Source organism: Pseudomonas putida, assembly GCF_005080685.1.
In the GTDB taxonomy this organism is placed as follows: domain Bacteria; phylum Pseudomonadota; class Gammaproteobacteria; order Pseudomonadales; family Pseudomonadaceae; genus Aquipseudomonas; species Aquipseudomonas putida_V.
Map to the genome: position 1 here is coordinate 3,758,408 of NZ_CP039371.1, position 14,581 is coordinate 3,772,988.

Genomic DNA, 14,581 nt, shown 5'->3' on the forward strand with positions numbered 1-14,581 from the left:
ATCACAGGGTGATCTTGTCGCGCCCCTTCAGGCCCAGGCGTGCACGCGCTTGCTCCGGCGTCGCCACCTTGAGGCCGAGGTTCTCGACGATCGAACGAATCTTCAGCACCTGCTCGGCATTGCTCCTGGCCTTTTCGCCGGCGCCAATGAACAGACTGTCCTCGAGCCCGACCCGGACGTTGCCGCCAAGCATCGCGGCCTGGGTGGCGAAGCTCATCTGGTGCTTGCCGGCAGCCAGCACCGACCATTCGTAGTCCTTGCCGAACAGCTTCTGCGCCACCGTGTGCATGTGCATCAGGTTGTCCAGGTCGGCGCCCACCCCGCCCAGCACGCCAAAGACGATCTGGATCAGGAACGGCGGCTTGACCCAGCCCTGGTCGATCACCCAGGCCAGGTTGTACAGGTGGCCCAGGTCGTAGCATTCGAACTCGAAACGGGTACCGTGCCCCTCGCCCAGTTCTTTGACGATGTATTCGATGTCGGCGAAGGTGTTGCGGAAAATGAAGTCGCGGGTGCTGTCGAGGAAGGCCGGCTCCCAGTCGTGCTTCCAGTTGCTGTACTTGGCCTTCATCGGGAAGATGCCGAAGTTCATCGAGCCAACGTTCAGCGAGGCCATTTCCGGGCTCACCGCCAGGGCCGCGCGCAGGCGCTCCTCGCGGGTCATGCCCAGGCCGCCACCGGTGGACACGTTGAGCACCGCGTCGCTCTGGCGGTGGATCTGCCCCATGAAGTCCTGGAACAGTTCCGGGCGTGGGTCGGGCTTGCCGGTTTGCGGGTTGCGCGCATGCAGGTGGATGATCGAGGCCCCCGCCTGGGCCGCCTCGATGGAGGAATCGGCGATTTCCTGCGGGGTGATCGGCAGGTATTCCGACATCGTCGGGGTGTGCACGCCACCGGTGGTGGCGCAGGTGATGATCACGGACTTGGGCATGGCGAGGCTCACAGTTTCATTTGTTGAACTTGGGCGGTCAGGCCGCCATCGAGAATCCACAACTGGCCGCTGGCGTAGCGGGCCTCGTCGCTGGCCAGCCAGTAAACGAGGTTGGCCACGTCCTGCGGGGTGCCGTAGCGCCGGGTCGGGTGTACGTCGCGCACGGCGCTTTCCAGGCTGGCGATGTCGCCGTGGTCCTGGAAGAAGCTGCGCAGCATCGGCGTGTCGATGTACCCCGGGCACACCGCGTTGACGCGAATGCCCTCTGGGCCGTGGTCACAGGCCATCGCCCGGGTCAGGGCATGCACCGCGCCCTTGCTGGCGCAGTAGGCGGCAAGGCCCGGGTCGGCGATGAAGCCGTCGTACGATCCGAAGTTGATCACGCTGGCCCCGGCGCTCTCGCGCAACAGTGGCAAGGCATGCTTGCTGATCAGGAAGGTGCCGGTGACGTTGACCGCGAAGACCCGGTTCCACACCTCGAGACTGGTGTGCTCGATGGTGTGCTCGACCTCGATGCCAGCGGCGTTGACCAGCACATCGAGGCGCCCATGGGCCTGGCGCACCTGCTGCATCAGCGCCTGCACCTGGCCTTCGTCGCTGACGTTCAGGCGCACGCAGTGCGCATCCGGTACCGGTGCAGCGCTGGACAGGTCGGCGGCATACACCACCGCCCCTTCCTGGATCAGGCGCTCGCACACTGCCCGGCCGATGCCGCCGATACCTCCGGTGACCAGTGCCACCTTGCCTGCCAATGGGCCGCTCATGGCTTCACACTCCGCGCATAGGCCTCGAGCACCAGGCCGTGGAAGTGATGCAGGGCATGCTCGGATTTGCCCGAGCCGTTGGGGTCGGTGACGATGCGGCCCTGGTCGAACGCCGGCGTCTGCATGCCGCGCTGGACGTTCTCCACCAGCGAGATGTCCTCGACTTGCAACACTTCGTCCAGGTAGCGGATGGCCTCGCATTCCATGTCGTCCGGCTCCGGCGTCTCGAGGAAGAAATCGTAGGTCTCGAAGGTGCGATCCGGGCCCATGGGCACGATGTTGAGCACGATGATCGAGCTGCGCCCCGGGTAACGCATCAGGCAGGTGTTGGGCCACAGCCACCACACCGCATGGGTACGCACACTGGCCTTGGACACGTCGTAGGCCGAGTTCTGGCCCTTGCCGGCCTCGGCCATGTGGCTCGAGTAGATACCGTGGGTCTGCACCTTGTAGGTGTCCATGTCGACCAGGGTGCAGAAGTCCTTGTGCGCCGTCGGGCAGTGGTAGCACTCGAGGAAGTTGTCGACCACGTTCTTCCAGTTCGACTTGATCTGGTAGGTCAGGCGGTGGGCGAAAGTGAGCTTCTCGATGTCCGGCGCCCAGTGCAGGATCTCCTTGGCCAGGTCGCCGGACTGCTCGCGCAAAGGCGCCGCCTGCGCATCGAGATTGACGTAGACGAAGCCGCAGAACTCCTCGACCTGCACGGGGGTGAGGTGGATCTCTTCCTTGTCGAAGTCCTTGAGCCCACCTACATGCGGCGCTGCCACCAGGCTGCCGTTGAGGCCATAGCACCAGGAGTGATAGGGGCAGACGATGCGCCGGGTCTTGCCCTCGCCCTGCAACACCGGGTGGGCGCGGTGCTTGCACACGTTGTAGAAGGCGCGCAGCGTGCCGTCCTGGTCACGCACCACCGCGATGGGCATGCCGGCGATGTTCACCGTGGTGTAGCTGCCAGGCTCGCGCACCTTCTCGACGTGGCACACCCACTGCCAGGACTTGGCGATGATCGCCTGCTGGTCGAGGCGGAACCACTCGGGTTCGACATAGGCGTCGGCACGCAGGGACTGGGAGCGCAGCGGGTCCGGGTCGTACCCCTGCTTGATCGTTTCGAATTGGCGAGGATGCAGCAACTCAGTCATATCAACGGCCCTTTTATTATCACGGGCATGGGGATGTGCCCGTTGTGTGGGGTTGATAGTGGTCTGACTGAGGCGGCGAAAATGTTTAATATTCGCCGTGTTTTGTGCTTATTCGGCCATTGTCGTTTTTAGGTATGCGCCCGCTGCAACCCTGCAAAAAACGACATGTTTCAATGCTCCTTGCCGACCTGGTGCATCGGCCAGGCCCGGTAGTCGAACGGCACCCGGCCTTCCTGGCGGTCCCGGCGCGGCGTCAGGCCGAAGCGCTCGCGGTAGATGCGACTGAAGTGCGACTGGTTGGGAAAACCCGAGGCGACGCCGACCTTGGTCAGCGCCAGGTCGGTCTGGGTGACCAGCCCCCGGGCGCGGTCCAGGCGAATGTCGCGGTAGTACAGGGCTGGTGTCTTGTGGGCTACCTGGCGAAACAGCCGGTCCAGCTGGCGCTGGGAAATACCCACCTGCTCGCAGATCTCGGGAATGCTGATGACCTCTTCGAGATGGGTTTCCATCAGCTTGATCGCCTGCTTCACCACCAGTGGGATGGTATGGCCCAAGGGCTGCTGGGCCTCAGGGTTCTGTTGCGTGCTACCGGGGCGGAACTGTTGGTGGAAGACATAGCGCGCCGCCTCGTTGGCCAGCGTCTCGCCGTGCAGGTTGCGGATCAGTTGCAAGGCGGTATCGGTGGCGGCCGCGCCGCCGCAGCAGGTGATGCGGTTCTGGTCGAAGACGTACAGGTCCTCGACGATGGTGACATCGGGGTACAGCTCGATCAGCGCATCGATGTGCTCGTAGTGCCCGGTGGCCTTGCGCCCGGCCAGCAAGCCCGCCTCGGCCAGCAGGAAGGTTCCGGTGTCCAGCGCGGCGAGCATGCAGCCTCGGCTCGCCCAGGTCCGCAGCAGGCCCTGCAGATAGGGGCTGTGATGCTGCTCCGGCGACCAACTGCACGACAGCAGGACCAGGTCCCAGGGCTCGTCGCGCAGGTTCGCCAGGGACTGGGTGAACATGTCCATGCCGTTGGAGGCGCGGATGCCACCGCCTTGCAACGAGGCGAACTCCCAATGGAAGCGGCTTTCCCCGGCCAGGTAGTTGGCGGCGCGGAAAGGGTCGACGAACGCCGTGGTGGCCGCGGCGTTGAAGTACGGGAAGACGATGACCAGGAAGCGGAACACACGCACCTCGATAGCGACCGGGTGCAGGGATCATAGCCCCGACCTGGTGCCGCTGCGCAAGCCTGGTCAGCATCGGTGGCGATAGGTTCAGCACCCGCATCCCAGCGTTCCAGCCAATGTTGCCGGCACTGACCACGAAAAGGGCCCCACCCTGCCCCTATCGAACGCGGATCTTCGGATCCCCCGCGCCACGCCGCAAGGCCTGCAGGAACCCTTCCAGCGGCGCCGGCTCGGCGATCTGCGGCAAGGCATCCTTGTCTGGCCGCTGGGCCCAGAACGCGTCCCAGGACGGGAACAGTTCATGGAAACTCCCGGCGTAGGGCTCGCGCCCCGGCCAGCGCATCTTCAAGCCACCGATCGGTGGCTTGTTGAGGTCGGTGGCGTACCAGTAGCACGGCAGGCGCCGGCGGAAGCACCAGCGTCCGTCGATACGCTCGTAGTCGTCCCAGTACAGCATCTGCATGATCACCCACTCCGGGCCAGTCTCATGCTCGTTCTTCGAATACACCACGCCCGTGGCGTGGTCGGCATCGCTGAACTCGATGATGTGCTGGCCCAGATGGTGGGAGGTGCCATGGAACTGCTTGCGCATGGTCTCGTCCAGCCACGCCTTGAGGTGGGCACGGCCAGACTTGTCGCGGCCGACCCGCACGTCCGCGGCGAAGCAGTTGGCCATGGCGTCCATGTCGCGCATGTCCAGCGCCAGCGCGTACTTGCCGGCCAGTTGGCGGATCGCGTCCAGAGACTCCAGGCGATCGATGCGCTGCAGCAGCGATGTAGTCTCCATGCTCGTCACTCCAGCACCGTGTACAAATCCGACCCTCGTCCACCGTCCACCGCCAGGCTGGCCCCCGTCACGTACGAAGCCTCGTCGCTGGCCAGGAACAGAATGGCGTTGGCCAGTTCCTGGGGCAGGCCGACCCGGCGCATGGGGATCACTTTTTCGGTGTTGGCCCGGGCCTTGGCGTCGCCGAGCATGCCGGCGGTCGCTGGTGTGTCGACCACACCGGGGATGATCACGTTGCAGCGGATGTTGTGCGCTGCGCCTTCGCTGGCTGCCGCGCGGGTGAAGTTGATCACCGCAGCCTTGGCGGCGGAGTAACCGGCCATCCAGGCGGTCCCGAACAGGCCACAGATGGAAGCGATGTTGACGATCGAGCCCCCCTTGCCCTTCATGAGCTGCATGGCCGTGCGCGTGCCCCAGAAGGTGCCGTCCACGGTGGTGGCGAAGTTGGCGTGCCAATCGGCAGTGGTCATGCTGTCGATACCGCCCCAGGTGTAGGCCATCGCGTTGTTGACCAGGATGTCCAGGCCACCGTGGCGTTCGGCGCAGGCTCGCAGCGCGGCGACGTAGCCCTGCTCGTCGCTGACGTCGGCCACCGCCACTTCGGCGCAGCCACCCCGGGCGAGGATCTGCTCACGCACGCCTTCCAGCGGCTCGCGGCGCCGCCCGCACAACACCACCAGGGCGCCCTCCTCGGCGAAGCGCAGCGCGGTGGCTTCGCCGATGCCGGAGCCGGCGCCGGTCACGAAGGCGATCTTGCCTTGCAGTCGTTTGCTCATCGTTCGTTCCTCGTCAGATAAAGGCCATGCCGCCGTTGACCGCAATGTTCTGTCCGGTGATGAAGCTGGCATCATCGCTGGCCAGGAACACCGCCACGCGGGCGATTTCATCGGTTTCGCACATACGTCCCAGCGGCACGTTCTTCAGCAGTGCCTGCATGTGCTCGTCGGGGATGCCAGCCATCATCGGCGTGTTGGTCGGGCCCGGCACCAGGGTGTTGACGCGGATGCCCTGGGCCGCAAGCTCACGAGCGATCGAGCGGGTCAGGCCCATCACCGCGGCCTTGGAGGCGCAATAGTGGCTTGGCCCTTCGCCAGTCAGCGCGGCGGTACTCGACAGGTTGATCAGCACGCCCTGGCGCTTGCCCTTGAGCATCAGCCGGGCGCCTTCGCGGCAGCACAGGAAGGTGCCGCCCAGGTTGACCCCGATGACCCGCGCCCAGCTGTCGTCGGGCGTGTCGAGGAAGGCATCGAGCGCGCCGACGCCAGCGTTGTTGACGACGATGTCCAGGCCACCAAAGTGCGCCTCTACCTGGCCCATGGCATCGGCCACCGAAGCCGCCTCAGCGACGTTGCAGCCCAGCGCCAGCACCTGCTCGCCCAGGTCGGCGAGGCCGGCAGCGAGTGCCTTCTGGTCGAGGTCGACGGCGACCACCTTGGCCCCTTCGGCGACGAATCGGCGCACGATGGCCTGGCCCATGCCTTGCCCCGCGCCGGTGACGAAGGCCACTTTGTTCTGCAGTTTCATGGTGTTCCCCTTGGTTGAAGCCCGTTGGTCTTCACCATCATTGGGCGCAGGCCAGTGCCGGGCATCGTCCGATAGGACTAGCGTCGCAGCCGCGTCGTGGTCCGGATGGACGATGCCGACCTGGCCCAGGCGGCAGAGGATCCAGAAACGCATACCGGGCTGGCCAGGCCTTCCCCTTCAAGCGGCTGGATGGCCTGCCCGGCGTGCCCTCACCCCATCGAGAACTGGAGAACCGGCATGAACCAACCCGTCGACCTGCCCCTGCCCACTGGCCACTACGCCACCCTGCCCAACGGCCTGCGCCTGCACTATCTGGACGAGGGCCAGGGCCCGGTGGTGCTGTGGTTGCATGGCAGCGGGCCGGGTGCCAGCGGATTCAGCAATTTCAAGGGCAACTACCCGCAGCTGGTCGCGGCTGGCTATCGCAACATCGTGCTCGACCTGCCCGGTTTCGGGCGTTCGGACAAACCCGAGGAGGTTCGTTACGAGCTGGATTTCTTCGTCGATTGCGTCGCGGCACTGCTCGACCAGATCGGCATCGACCGCTGCACCGTGCTCGGCAACTCCCTGGGCGGTGCCATTGCGCTGGGCCTGGCGTTGCGTCGGCCTGAGCTGACGGAGCGGCTGATACTGCTGGCACCGGGTGGTGTCGAGGAGCGTGAAACCTACTTCCAGATGCCAGGCATCCTGCGCATGGTCGGGCTGTTCAATGCCGGCCCCATTGGTCTTGGTGAAATGCGCAGCATGATGAGCCTGCAACTGTTCGACGACTCGATCCTGCCCGAGGAGTTGCTGCTGGAGCGAGTGGCCGTGGCGGTGACGCAGCCGAAGAACCTGTTCAGCACCATGCGGGTGCCGAACATGCGTGCGCGGCTGGGTGAAATCGAATGCCCGATCCTCGGTTTCTGGGGCAGCAACGACAACTTCAATCCGGTCAGTGGCGCGCAGTACATCATCGATGGGGCGCGCCAGGCACGCTTCATCGTGCTCAATCGCTGCGGGCACTGGGTGCAGGTGGAGCATCGCGAGCTGTTCAACCGCAGTTGCCTGGAGTTTCTGCAGCACGGGTGATCGAGGGCGCTGCATCCCTCGTGTGGGATGCGGCTTTGCCCGCGAAGCCGGCACCGTGGTGGATGGCACGGGCTTGGCCCGTGTTCGCGGGTAAACCCGCTCCTACAGGTACGGCGCAGTGGCTGAGGTCGGGCTGTATCTGCGAGGGCCTATTCGCGGGCAAGCCCGCTCCCACAGGATCTTCACCGTCATCAAGGCCAGCGCCAACCCTGTGGGAGCGGGCTTGCCCCGCGAACACCGGCTTAGCCGGTGCCAGGCACTGCAGTGTCGGCTCAGCCCGCAGCCGGCTGGCTGTTAAGCTGCGCATCCCCCGGCTGCCCCAGCACGCACGAGGTCCCCCCAGGGGTATACATCATCGCCACACAGCGATTGCACGCCGTGCAGATCGAATTGCGGCTCGCACCACTGGCCAGCTTGTTCACATAGTCGGGTTCGGCAATCAACACCCGCCCCATCGCCACCAGGTCGAAACCCTCGGCCATCACCTGCTCGATGCTCGCCAGGCTCTTGGCTCCGCCCAAATAAGCCAGCGGCATCTTCACCGCCGCCCGTACCTTGCGTGCATGCTCGAGCAGGTACAACTCGCGAAACTCCACCACCGGATCCATGCGCCGCTGCAGCGCCATCGCCAGGGCGATCAGCGGGTTTTTCTGCTGTACGCGGTTCTCCTTGGGGAACGAGGAACCGAACATGGTGGTGATCGACTCTGCGTTCATCCCCGCCCTGAGTACCAGCAGGTGCGCGCCCTCCTGCTCCAGCATACGGGCGATCTGCGCACCGTCCTCGGCGCTGTTACCGGCGCGCACGCCCTCGGTGATGCTGTACTTGCACACCACGGCGAGGTCCTGACCGACCGCATCGAGCACCGCGCGCAGCACCCGGCGCGCAAAGCGCAGGCGGTTCTCCAGGCTGCCGCCATACTGGTCGCGGCGCTTGTTGTACAACGGCGAGATGAATTGGCTGAGCAAGTAGCCATGCCCCATGTGGATTTCCACCGCGTCAAAACCGGCCTCACGGGCCAGCCGCGCGGCCTGGGCGAAATCGCGCACCACCTGCTGCATGTCGGCCTCGTTCATGGCCTGCTTGAGGAACATGCCGCTCATCATGCCGATCTTGTTGAAACCGCCACTGGCCGACAGCGGCCGTGGCGTGGAGCGCTCGCGAATGAAGGTGAAACAACCGCCGTGGGTGATCTGCGCGCTGGCCAGCCCGCCTGCCCGATGCACGGCATCGGTGAGGGCCTTGAAGTGCGGCAGGCTATCGCGTTCCAGGATCAACTGGTTGGGCAACGTACGGCCGTCGCGGCTGACCGCGCAGTAGGCCACGGTGGTCAATGCCACACCGCCGCTGGCCAGGTCCGCGTGCAGCTTGGCCAGTTGCCGGGAGGGCACGCCCTGGGCGCTCATGCCCTCGTTGGTGGCCGCCTTGACGAAGCGGTTCTTCAGGGTCAGCGGGCCGATCCTGACAGGATTGAAGGGCGATCGTTCTGGAGTCTGGTTCATCACAGGCCTTGTCCTCGGTGCAGTAGGCTCAGAAGGTGTACTTGGCGTTGAACGACAGGTAGTCGCGGTCCGCCAGCAGGCGGCCCTGGGCGATGTCCGGCGAGCTCAGGTAGGCGACGTAGGTCAGGCCGACCTGGAAATTGCCCAGGTACTTGAAATCGCCGCCGACGGTCAGGCGCTTCTCGTCGCGGCCCAGGCCCTGGTAGGCGCTGCCGTCGACGTTCTGCTGCCAGACCACCCGGGTGGTCAGGTCCAGGCCGTCGGCGATGGACGGGTAGTCCATGTAGGCGCCAACGCCCAGCAAGGTCGAGCCACGGGTCTGGGTCGCCGACTGGAAGTCGTCGAAGCTGCCATCCACGCCAGCGCCGCCACCGCTGATGACCAGGGTGTCGACGCCCTCGATGGATTGGTGCACCACCTCGCCCATGAACGTGGTCTGCTGCGCCAGCCAGCTCGGCCCGAGGATGTACGAGGCGTTGAGGTTGCCCTGCCAGATCTGCCCGGTGGTCGGCGCGCCATTGTTCAGGTACACCGATGCGCCATCGCGGTAGCTGAGGTCGCCGGCGTACTGCACCGAATCGCCCACCTTGGAGCTGAAGCTCACGCCCGTCAGCTCGACATCTTCGAAATAGCCCAGTCGGTAGGCAGGCGCCGCGCCGGCATTTGCGCGCTGGCTGATGCGCGAGTTCGACGAGTAGTGGGTTTGCCCGGTGAAGTCGAAGAACAGCGAGCCGACCCGCTCGTGATAGCGGTAGTGGAACAGCCCCACCTCGGTGTTCTCGGTAATCCGATAACGCACGCCCATGCCCCATTGGCCGCTGTCGCGTGGCTTGACCTCGCCGGCATAGTTGGCACCGGTGAAGGTCTTGTCCGGCAAGCTGTCGATCACCCCGGCACTGAGCCGGAAGAACTCCGCGCCCGGGCCGAAGTAGTCGCTGCCAAAGTAGTCGCCCACTGGGTTGAGCTGGGTTTTCTCCCACTGGTACTGGTAGAAACCAACCAGCGCCAGGTCTTCGTTCAGCGACCAGGACGCCGACACCTGCCCCACCGGCAGGTAGGCGTCCTTGGCCTCGGTGCCGGGCACGTTGAACTTGGTCGCGTCGACGGGCGCCTGGCCCTGGCTGATGTTGGCCCAGAACAGGCTCTCGCCCCAGGCCACCAGGTGGCGACCGGCCTTTACCGACAGGTATTGGGTTTCGCCCAGCTCGTAGTTGCCATACACGTAGGCATCGAGCAGGCGCGCCTTGCTGCCGCTCAGGCGCCGGGTGTCCTCGACGAAGCCATCGGGGCGACCGACCTTGTTCACCGTCTGCGGCGAATCGTTGGCATTGCGCTCGTGGTAGACGTCGTCGTAGAAGTGGCTGCCACGCAGTACCGCCCCGACGTTGTCATGGCGCAGGCGCAGCTCGCCGAACAGGCTCAGCCGGTTGGTGATCAGCGACCCGCGCTTGAAGTTGCGGGTACCGTCGTCGTTGTTGATGTCGTTGAGGTACTGGTTGGCCTGCTTGGCAGTCCGCATGGACGCGGTGTAGTTGACCGTCAGCGATGACTCCAGGGTGGTGTCCTCACCGAGCTCCAAGGTCGGCCCGGCGGCGGCACCGCCACTGGCCAGGCCAAGGGCCATGGCCAGACAGCGGCGCCGGGCCAGGCCCGTGTTCGACGTCGACATGCTGCTCTCCTTTGTTGTTATTGTTCTGTTCAATTCCTGGCGCACGTTCAGGCCTGGGCCACGAAGGCCCTGAGGTCGTTCTTGGCGACCTTGTTCGAAGGGTTCAGCGGCAGCGCCGGGAAGAACCGCACCTGGCGCGGCACCTTGTAGTTGGCCATGCGCTCGCGGCTCCAGCCGATCAGTGCCTGCTCGTCGAGTTGCTGGCCCTCGCGCAGCACCACGCAGGCACAACCGACCTCGCCCATGCGGGCATCGGCAATGCCGATCACCGCCACCTGGGCGATCGCCGGATGGGCCAGCAACGCGGCCTCGATCTCGGCCGGGTAGCAGTTGAAGCCGCCGACGATGTACATGTCCTTCAGGCGGTCGGTGATGGCCAGGTTGCCCTGCGCGTCGAGGCGACCGACATCGCCGGTGTGCAACCAGCCCTCGGCGTCGATGGCCTCGGCAGTGGCCAGCGGGTCGTCGAAATAGCCCTGCATGATGTGGAAACCGCGCAGGCAGATCTCCCCGGTCTCACCCTGGGCCACGGCACGGTTGGAGGCGTCACGGATGCTCACCTCGGTGCCTGGCAAGGGCCGCCCGCTGGTGCCGGCAATGACCTCGGCCGGGGCCTGGGGGTCGCACAGGGTGGCCAGGCCGCCACACTCGGTCAGGCCATAGGCGGTGGTGACCACGCTGAACCCCAACTCGTTGCGCATGCGCTCGATCAGGCTCGGCGGAATGCTCGCTGAACCGGTCACGGCGATGCGCAGGCTCGACAGGTCTGTCTCGGCCAGGCGTGGATGGGCCAGCAGCGACAGGTACAAGGTCGGCGCCCCAGGCAGCACGCTGATGCGCTCGCGGGCGATGCGCTGGAACACCGTCTCGGCATCGAACACCGCGTGCGGCAGGATGGTCGCCCCGGCAATCAGGCAGGTCAGCCAGCCGGCCTTGTAGCCAAAGGCATGGAAAAACGGATTGACGATCAGGTAGCGATCGCCCGGCACCAGCCCCAGCACCCGCACGTACTCGGAGAACGCACGCAGGTTCTGGCCATGGGCGCTCATCACGCCCTTGGGCTTGCCGGTGGTGCCGGAGGTGAACAGCAGGTCGCAGATGGCCTCGGGCTGGATGCTCAGGGCACGGCGCTCGGCGGTGAGCTTCTCGACGGTCGCAGCGCCGAGCAGAAAGCGCTCGTAGCTAAGGTCCTGCGCGCCAGGCTCCTGGTCGCAGGCGAAAATCACCTGGTGCTCCAGGGTCGCCGGGCGATGCGGGGCGAGCAACGCCGGGTAGTCGACGTCCAAAAAGCGCTGTTGCACGAACAGCACCCGGCAACCGCTACGGCCCAGCACGTCGGCGGCTTCAGCGCCCTTCATGCGGGTGTTGACCGGCACCAGCACGACGCCGGCGCAGTGGATACCCAGTGCCGCGAGAATCCACTCACGGCCGTTGGGCGCCCACAGGCCGACCCGGTCGCCCGGCTGGATGCCCAGCGCCATCAAGGCACGGGTGACCTGTAGCACATGGGCCGGAAGATCGGCGTAGTCCAGGCGCTCGCCGTTGTCCTCGATGGCAGCATGGCCGGCGAAACGCCGGGCACTGTCGAACAGCAGACGGGCAATGGTGGCAGGCGCGCAGGCCTGTGCGTCGAAGGCATTGAGGATCGGGTTCATGCAAGGCTCACTCATCGGCATCACTCGGGAAAGCGGATCCGCAGCAGCGGGCTGGTGGGCACGGCCTGGCACGCCAGGATCCAGCCTTCGGCCAGCTCGGCGGCATCCAGGGCATCGTTGTGCAACAGCTCGACATCACCGCTCTCCAGGGTGCACATGCACGACGCGCAGCCGCCAACCCGGCAGGCGCTGGGTGGGTTGAGGCCGGCGCGCTGCATGGCGTCGAGCAGCGTCTCGCCGCTGGCGCAGTCCAGGCTGTGGTCGGCGCCGTCCAGGCGTACCGCCAGTTTCGCCGCCATGGCCGCCTCGCTCTGGCTCGCCTGCGCCAGCTCGCCCTCGGCAGGCAACGACACGAAGCGCTCCACGTGGACCCGGGCACTGGGCATGCCGAGGCTGGCCAGGGCCTGCACGGCGGCATCCATGAACGGCGCCGGGCCGCAGATGAAGGCCTGGGCATCGAGCAGCGGCCGCGCCAGTTCGGCCAGTTGCGTCACGCTCGGCACGCCTTGCAAAGAGTCGAGCCAATGCACCACCTGCAGGCGTTGCGGGTGAGCCGAGGCCAGCATGCGCAGCTCGTCGCGGAAGATCACCGAGTGCTCGTCGCGGTTGGCGTAGATCAGCAGCACCCGCCCCTGCCCGGCCAGCAGCGCCGAACGCAGGATCGACAGCACCGGCGTCACCCCGCTGCCACCGCCGAACAGCAGCAGGTCGCCCTGCAGGTCACGGGGCACGAACACCCCGGCCGGCGGCAGTACTTCCAGGGTCTGGCCTTCCTGCAATTGCTCGCACAGCCAGTTCGAAGCGCGGCCGTCACGCACGCGCTTGACGGTGACTCGTAGCGGTTCATCGAGCAGCGGCGTGCTCGACAGCGAGTAACAACGCGGCAACCAGCCGCCCTCGAATGGCACCCGCAAGGTCAGGAACTGGCCCGGCTTGTAGTGAAAGCGCTCGGCCAGTGACGCAGGCACCTCGAACACCAGCGAGCGGGCGTCGGCGGTTTCCTCGATCACCCGCGCCACGCGCAAGGCAAGATAGTCATTCATGGTTCAGGTACTCGCTTTCACCCGGCTCAGACGAACGGGTCCGGATTGGGCAGGCCCAGCTGCACCGCACCGAAACTGCGCCCGTAGGCCATGAAGTTGTTGGCGATATGCCCGCGTGCCTGGTGCAGGTCACGGAACAACCGCGCCACCGGGTTGCTGTTGTACAGCCCGGAAGCGGCCATGCTGCGCAACAGGTCGCTGATGCGCTCGGCACAGATGTTGGTGACGTAGGACGACTGGTAGCGGTACAGCAGGCGCGTCTCGGTGTCCGGGTACTCGCCGGCACGAGCCAGTTGCATCAAGTGTTCGTAGTTGCGTTCGAGCACCAGCTTCAGGCTGTCGACGGTGATCACCGCCTCGGCCACCGCCGTTTGCGCGACCGGGTCGTCGGCGGTGCGCGCGCCGTGCTTGCCGATATGCTGGGCCGCGTTGTCGCGGAAGGTATCGATGGCCCCCTGCAGGGCACCGATCGCCGAGGTGGAGACTGCACGGGAGAACACCTGGGCGAACGGAATCGCGTAGATCGGGTTGGTGTTCACCAGGCGCCCCGGCGTCGCTTCGATCTGCCAGTTGTTGGTGCGCTGCACGCGGTGGGCCGGGACGAAAGCATCCTCGACCACAATGTCGTGGCTACCGGTGCCACGCAGGCCGAGCACATCCCAGTTGGGCTCGATGCGGTAGTCGGCACGTGGTAGCAGGAAGGTGCCATGCTCGCTGGCGAAGTCGCCATCGGCCGGGAGGATGCCGCCGAGCAGCACCCACTGGCAATGCTCACTGCCACTGGAAAAACCCCAGCGCCCGCTGATGCGATAGCCCCCGGGTACCACGCTGACCCTGGCCGCAGGCATATAGGTCGAGGAGATCAGCGCGCCATGGTCCTGTCCCCAGACCTCGCGCTGCGCCTCGATCGGGTAGCGCGCCACTTGCCAGGGATGCACGCCCATCACGCCATAGACCCAGGCGGTCGACATGCAGCCCTCGGCGAGGATCATCTGGATTTCGAAAAAGGTCCGCGGATCGACTTCGTAACCGCCGAAGCTGCGCGGCTGCAGGGCGCGCAGCAAGCCAGCCGCCTGCAGCTCCTCGATGGTCTGGTCGGGGATGCGCAAGTCACGCTCGGCCTGGGCCGCGCGGGCCTTGAGCTGCGCCACCATGCCCCGCGCACGTTCGATCAGTTCGACTTCTTCCTGGGTCTTTTCTCGCAAGCTGTGCATCACTGGTCTCTCCCGGTCTCGCTGCGCCACTGCGCGAGCTGGGATCGATCATCGGGTCGCCCAGGCGATCGTTCATCGTCAAAGCGGACTAGGGCCCGCAGGGCCTGGCGCGC

Annotated in this window: 13 protein-coding genes; 1 reads left to right on the plus strand and 12 read right to left on the minus strand. The window is 65.8% G+C overall.

Going from position 1 to position 14,581, the window contains the following annotated elements:
• Position 1 precedes the first annotated feature (1 nt).
• From E6B08_RS17040 to E6B08_RS17070, 7 genes are all read right to left on the minus strand, one after another.
• Entirely contained in the window at positions 2-931 is a 930-nt protein-coding gene (locus E6B08_RS17040; protein WP_136915125.1) for a 3-keto-5-aminohexanoate cleavage protein, read from the minus strand.
• An 8-nt stretch (positions 932-939) separates the two neighbouring features.
• The gene (locus E6B08_RS17045; protein WP_136915126.1) at positions 940-1,695 is read right to left on the minus strand and encodes an SDR family NAD(P)-dependent oxidoreductase; all 756 of its coding nucleotides are present in this window, start codon (positions 1,693-1,695) and stop codon (positions 940-942) included.
• Entirely contained in the window at positions 1,692-2,834 is a 1,143-nt protein-coding gene (locus E6B08_RS17050) for an aromatic ring-hydroxylating oxygenase subunit alpha (RefSeq protein WP_136915127.1), read from the minus strand. The genes E6B08_RS17045 and E6B08_RS17050 overlap by 4 nt, the downstream gene beginning before the upstream one ends.
• 170 nt (positions 2,835-3,004) lie before the next feature.
• A complete protein-coding gene (locus tag E6B08_RS17055) occupies positions 3,005-4,003 on the minus strand; it encodes a GlxA family transcriptional regulator (RefSeq protein WP_238349230.1) in 999 nt (332 codons plus the stop codon).
• 157 nt (positions 4,004-4,160) lie between these two features.
• Positions 4,161-4,790 carry a nuclear transport factor 2 family protein gene (locus E6B08_RS17060; RefSeq protein WP_136915129.1) on the minus strand — a complete coding sequence of 210 codons (630 nt, stop codon included), beginning with the start codon at positions 4,788-4,790 and terminating at the stop codon, positions 4,161-4,163.
• Positions 4,791-4,795: 5 nt separating this feature from the next.
• Positions 4,796-5,566: an SDR family NAD(P)-dependent oxidoreductase gene (locus E6B08_RS17065; RefSeq protein WP_136915130.1), complete on the minus strand. Its 771-nt coding sequence runs from the start codon at positions 5,564-5,566 to the stop codon at positions 4,796-4,798.
• Positions 5,567-5,579: 13 nt separating this feature from the next.
• Complete coding sequence (locus tag E6B08_RS17070) at positions 5,580-6,314, minus strand: SDR family NAD(P)-dependent oxidoreductase (RefSeq protein ID WP_136915131.1); 735 nt, start codon at positions 6,312-6,314, stop codon at positions 5,580-5,582.
• Positions 6,315-6,551: 237 nt separating this feature from the next.
• Between E6B08_RS17070 and E6B08_RS17075 the strand changes: the two genes are divergently transcribed.
• Positions 6,552-7,385: an alpha/beta fold hydrolase gene (locus E6B08_RS17075; RefSeq protein WP_136915132.1), complete on the plus strand. Its 834-nt coding sequence runs from the start codon at positions 6,552-6,554 to the stop codon at positions 7,383-7,385.
• 272 nt (positions 7,386-7,657) lie between these two features.
• Here E6B08_RS17075 and E6B08_RS17085 read toward each other — a convergent pair whose 3' ends face one another.
• From E6B08_RS17085 to E6B08_RS17105, 5 genes are read right to left on the minus strand one after another with little or no spacing between them, the layout of a single operon-like run.
• Positions 7,658-8,887, minus strand: coding sequence for an NADH:flavin oxidoreductase (locus tag E6B08_RS17085; RefSeq protein WP_136915134.1), 1,230 nt, complete (start codon positions 8,885-8,887; stop codon positions 7,658-7,660).
• 28 nt (positions 8,888-8,915) lie between these two features.
• Positions 8,916-10,556, minus strand: a complete 1,641-nt coding sequence (locus tag E6B08_RS17090) for a DUF1302 domain-containing protein (RefSeq protein WP_192938545.1) — start codon at positions 10,554-10,556, stop codon at positions 8,916-8,918.
• A 47-nt stretch (positions 10,557-10,603) separates the two neighbouring features.
• Positions 10,604-12,226: a FadD3 family acyl-CoA ligase gene (locus E6B08_RS17095; protein ID WP_416194355.1), complete on the minus strand. Its 1,623-nt coding sequence runs from the start codon at positions 12,224-12,226 to the stop codon at positions 10,604-10,606.
• 5 nt (positions 12,227-12,231) lie between these two features.
• A complete protein-coding gene (locus E6B08_RS17100) occupies positions 12,232-13,254 on the minus strand; it encodes a ferredoxin--NADP reductase (protein ID WP_136915135.1) in 1,023 nt (340 codons plus the stop codon).
• Positions 13,255-13,280: 26 nt separating this feature from the next.
• Positions 13,281-14,468: an acyl-CoA dehydrogenase family protein gene (locus tag E6B08_RS17105; RefSeq protein ID WP_136915136.1), complete on the minus strand. Its 1,188-nt coding sequence runs from the start codon at positions 14,466-14,468 to the stop codon at positions 13,281-13,283.
• Positions 14,469-14,581: the final 113 nt, after the last annotated feature.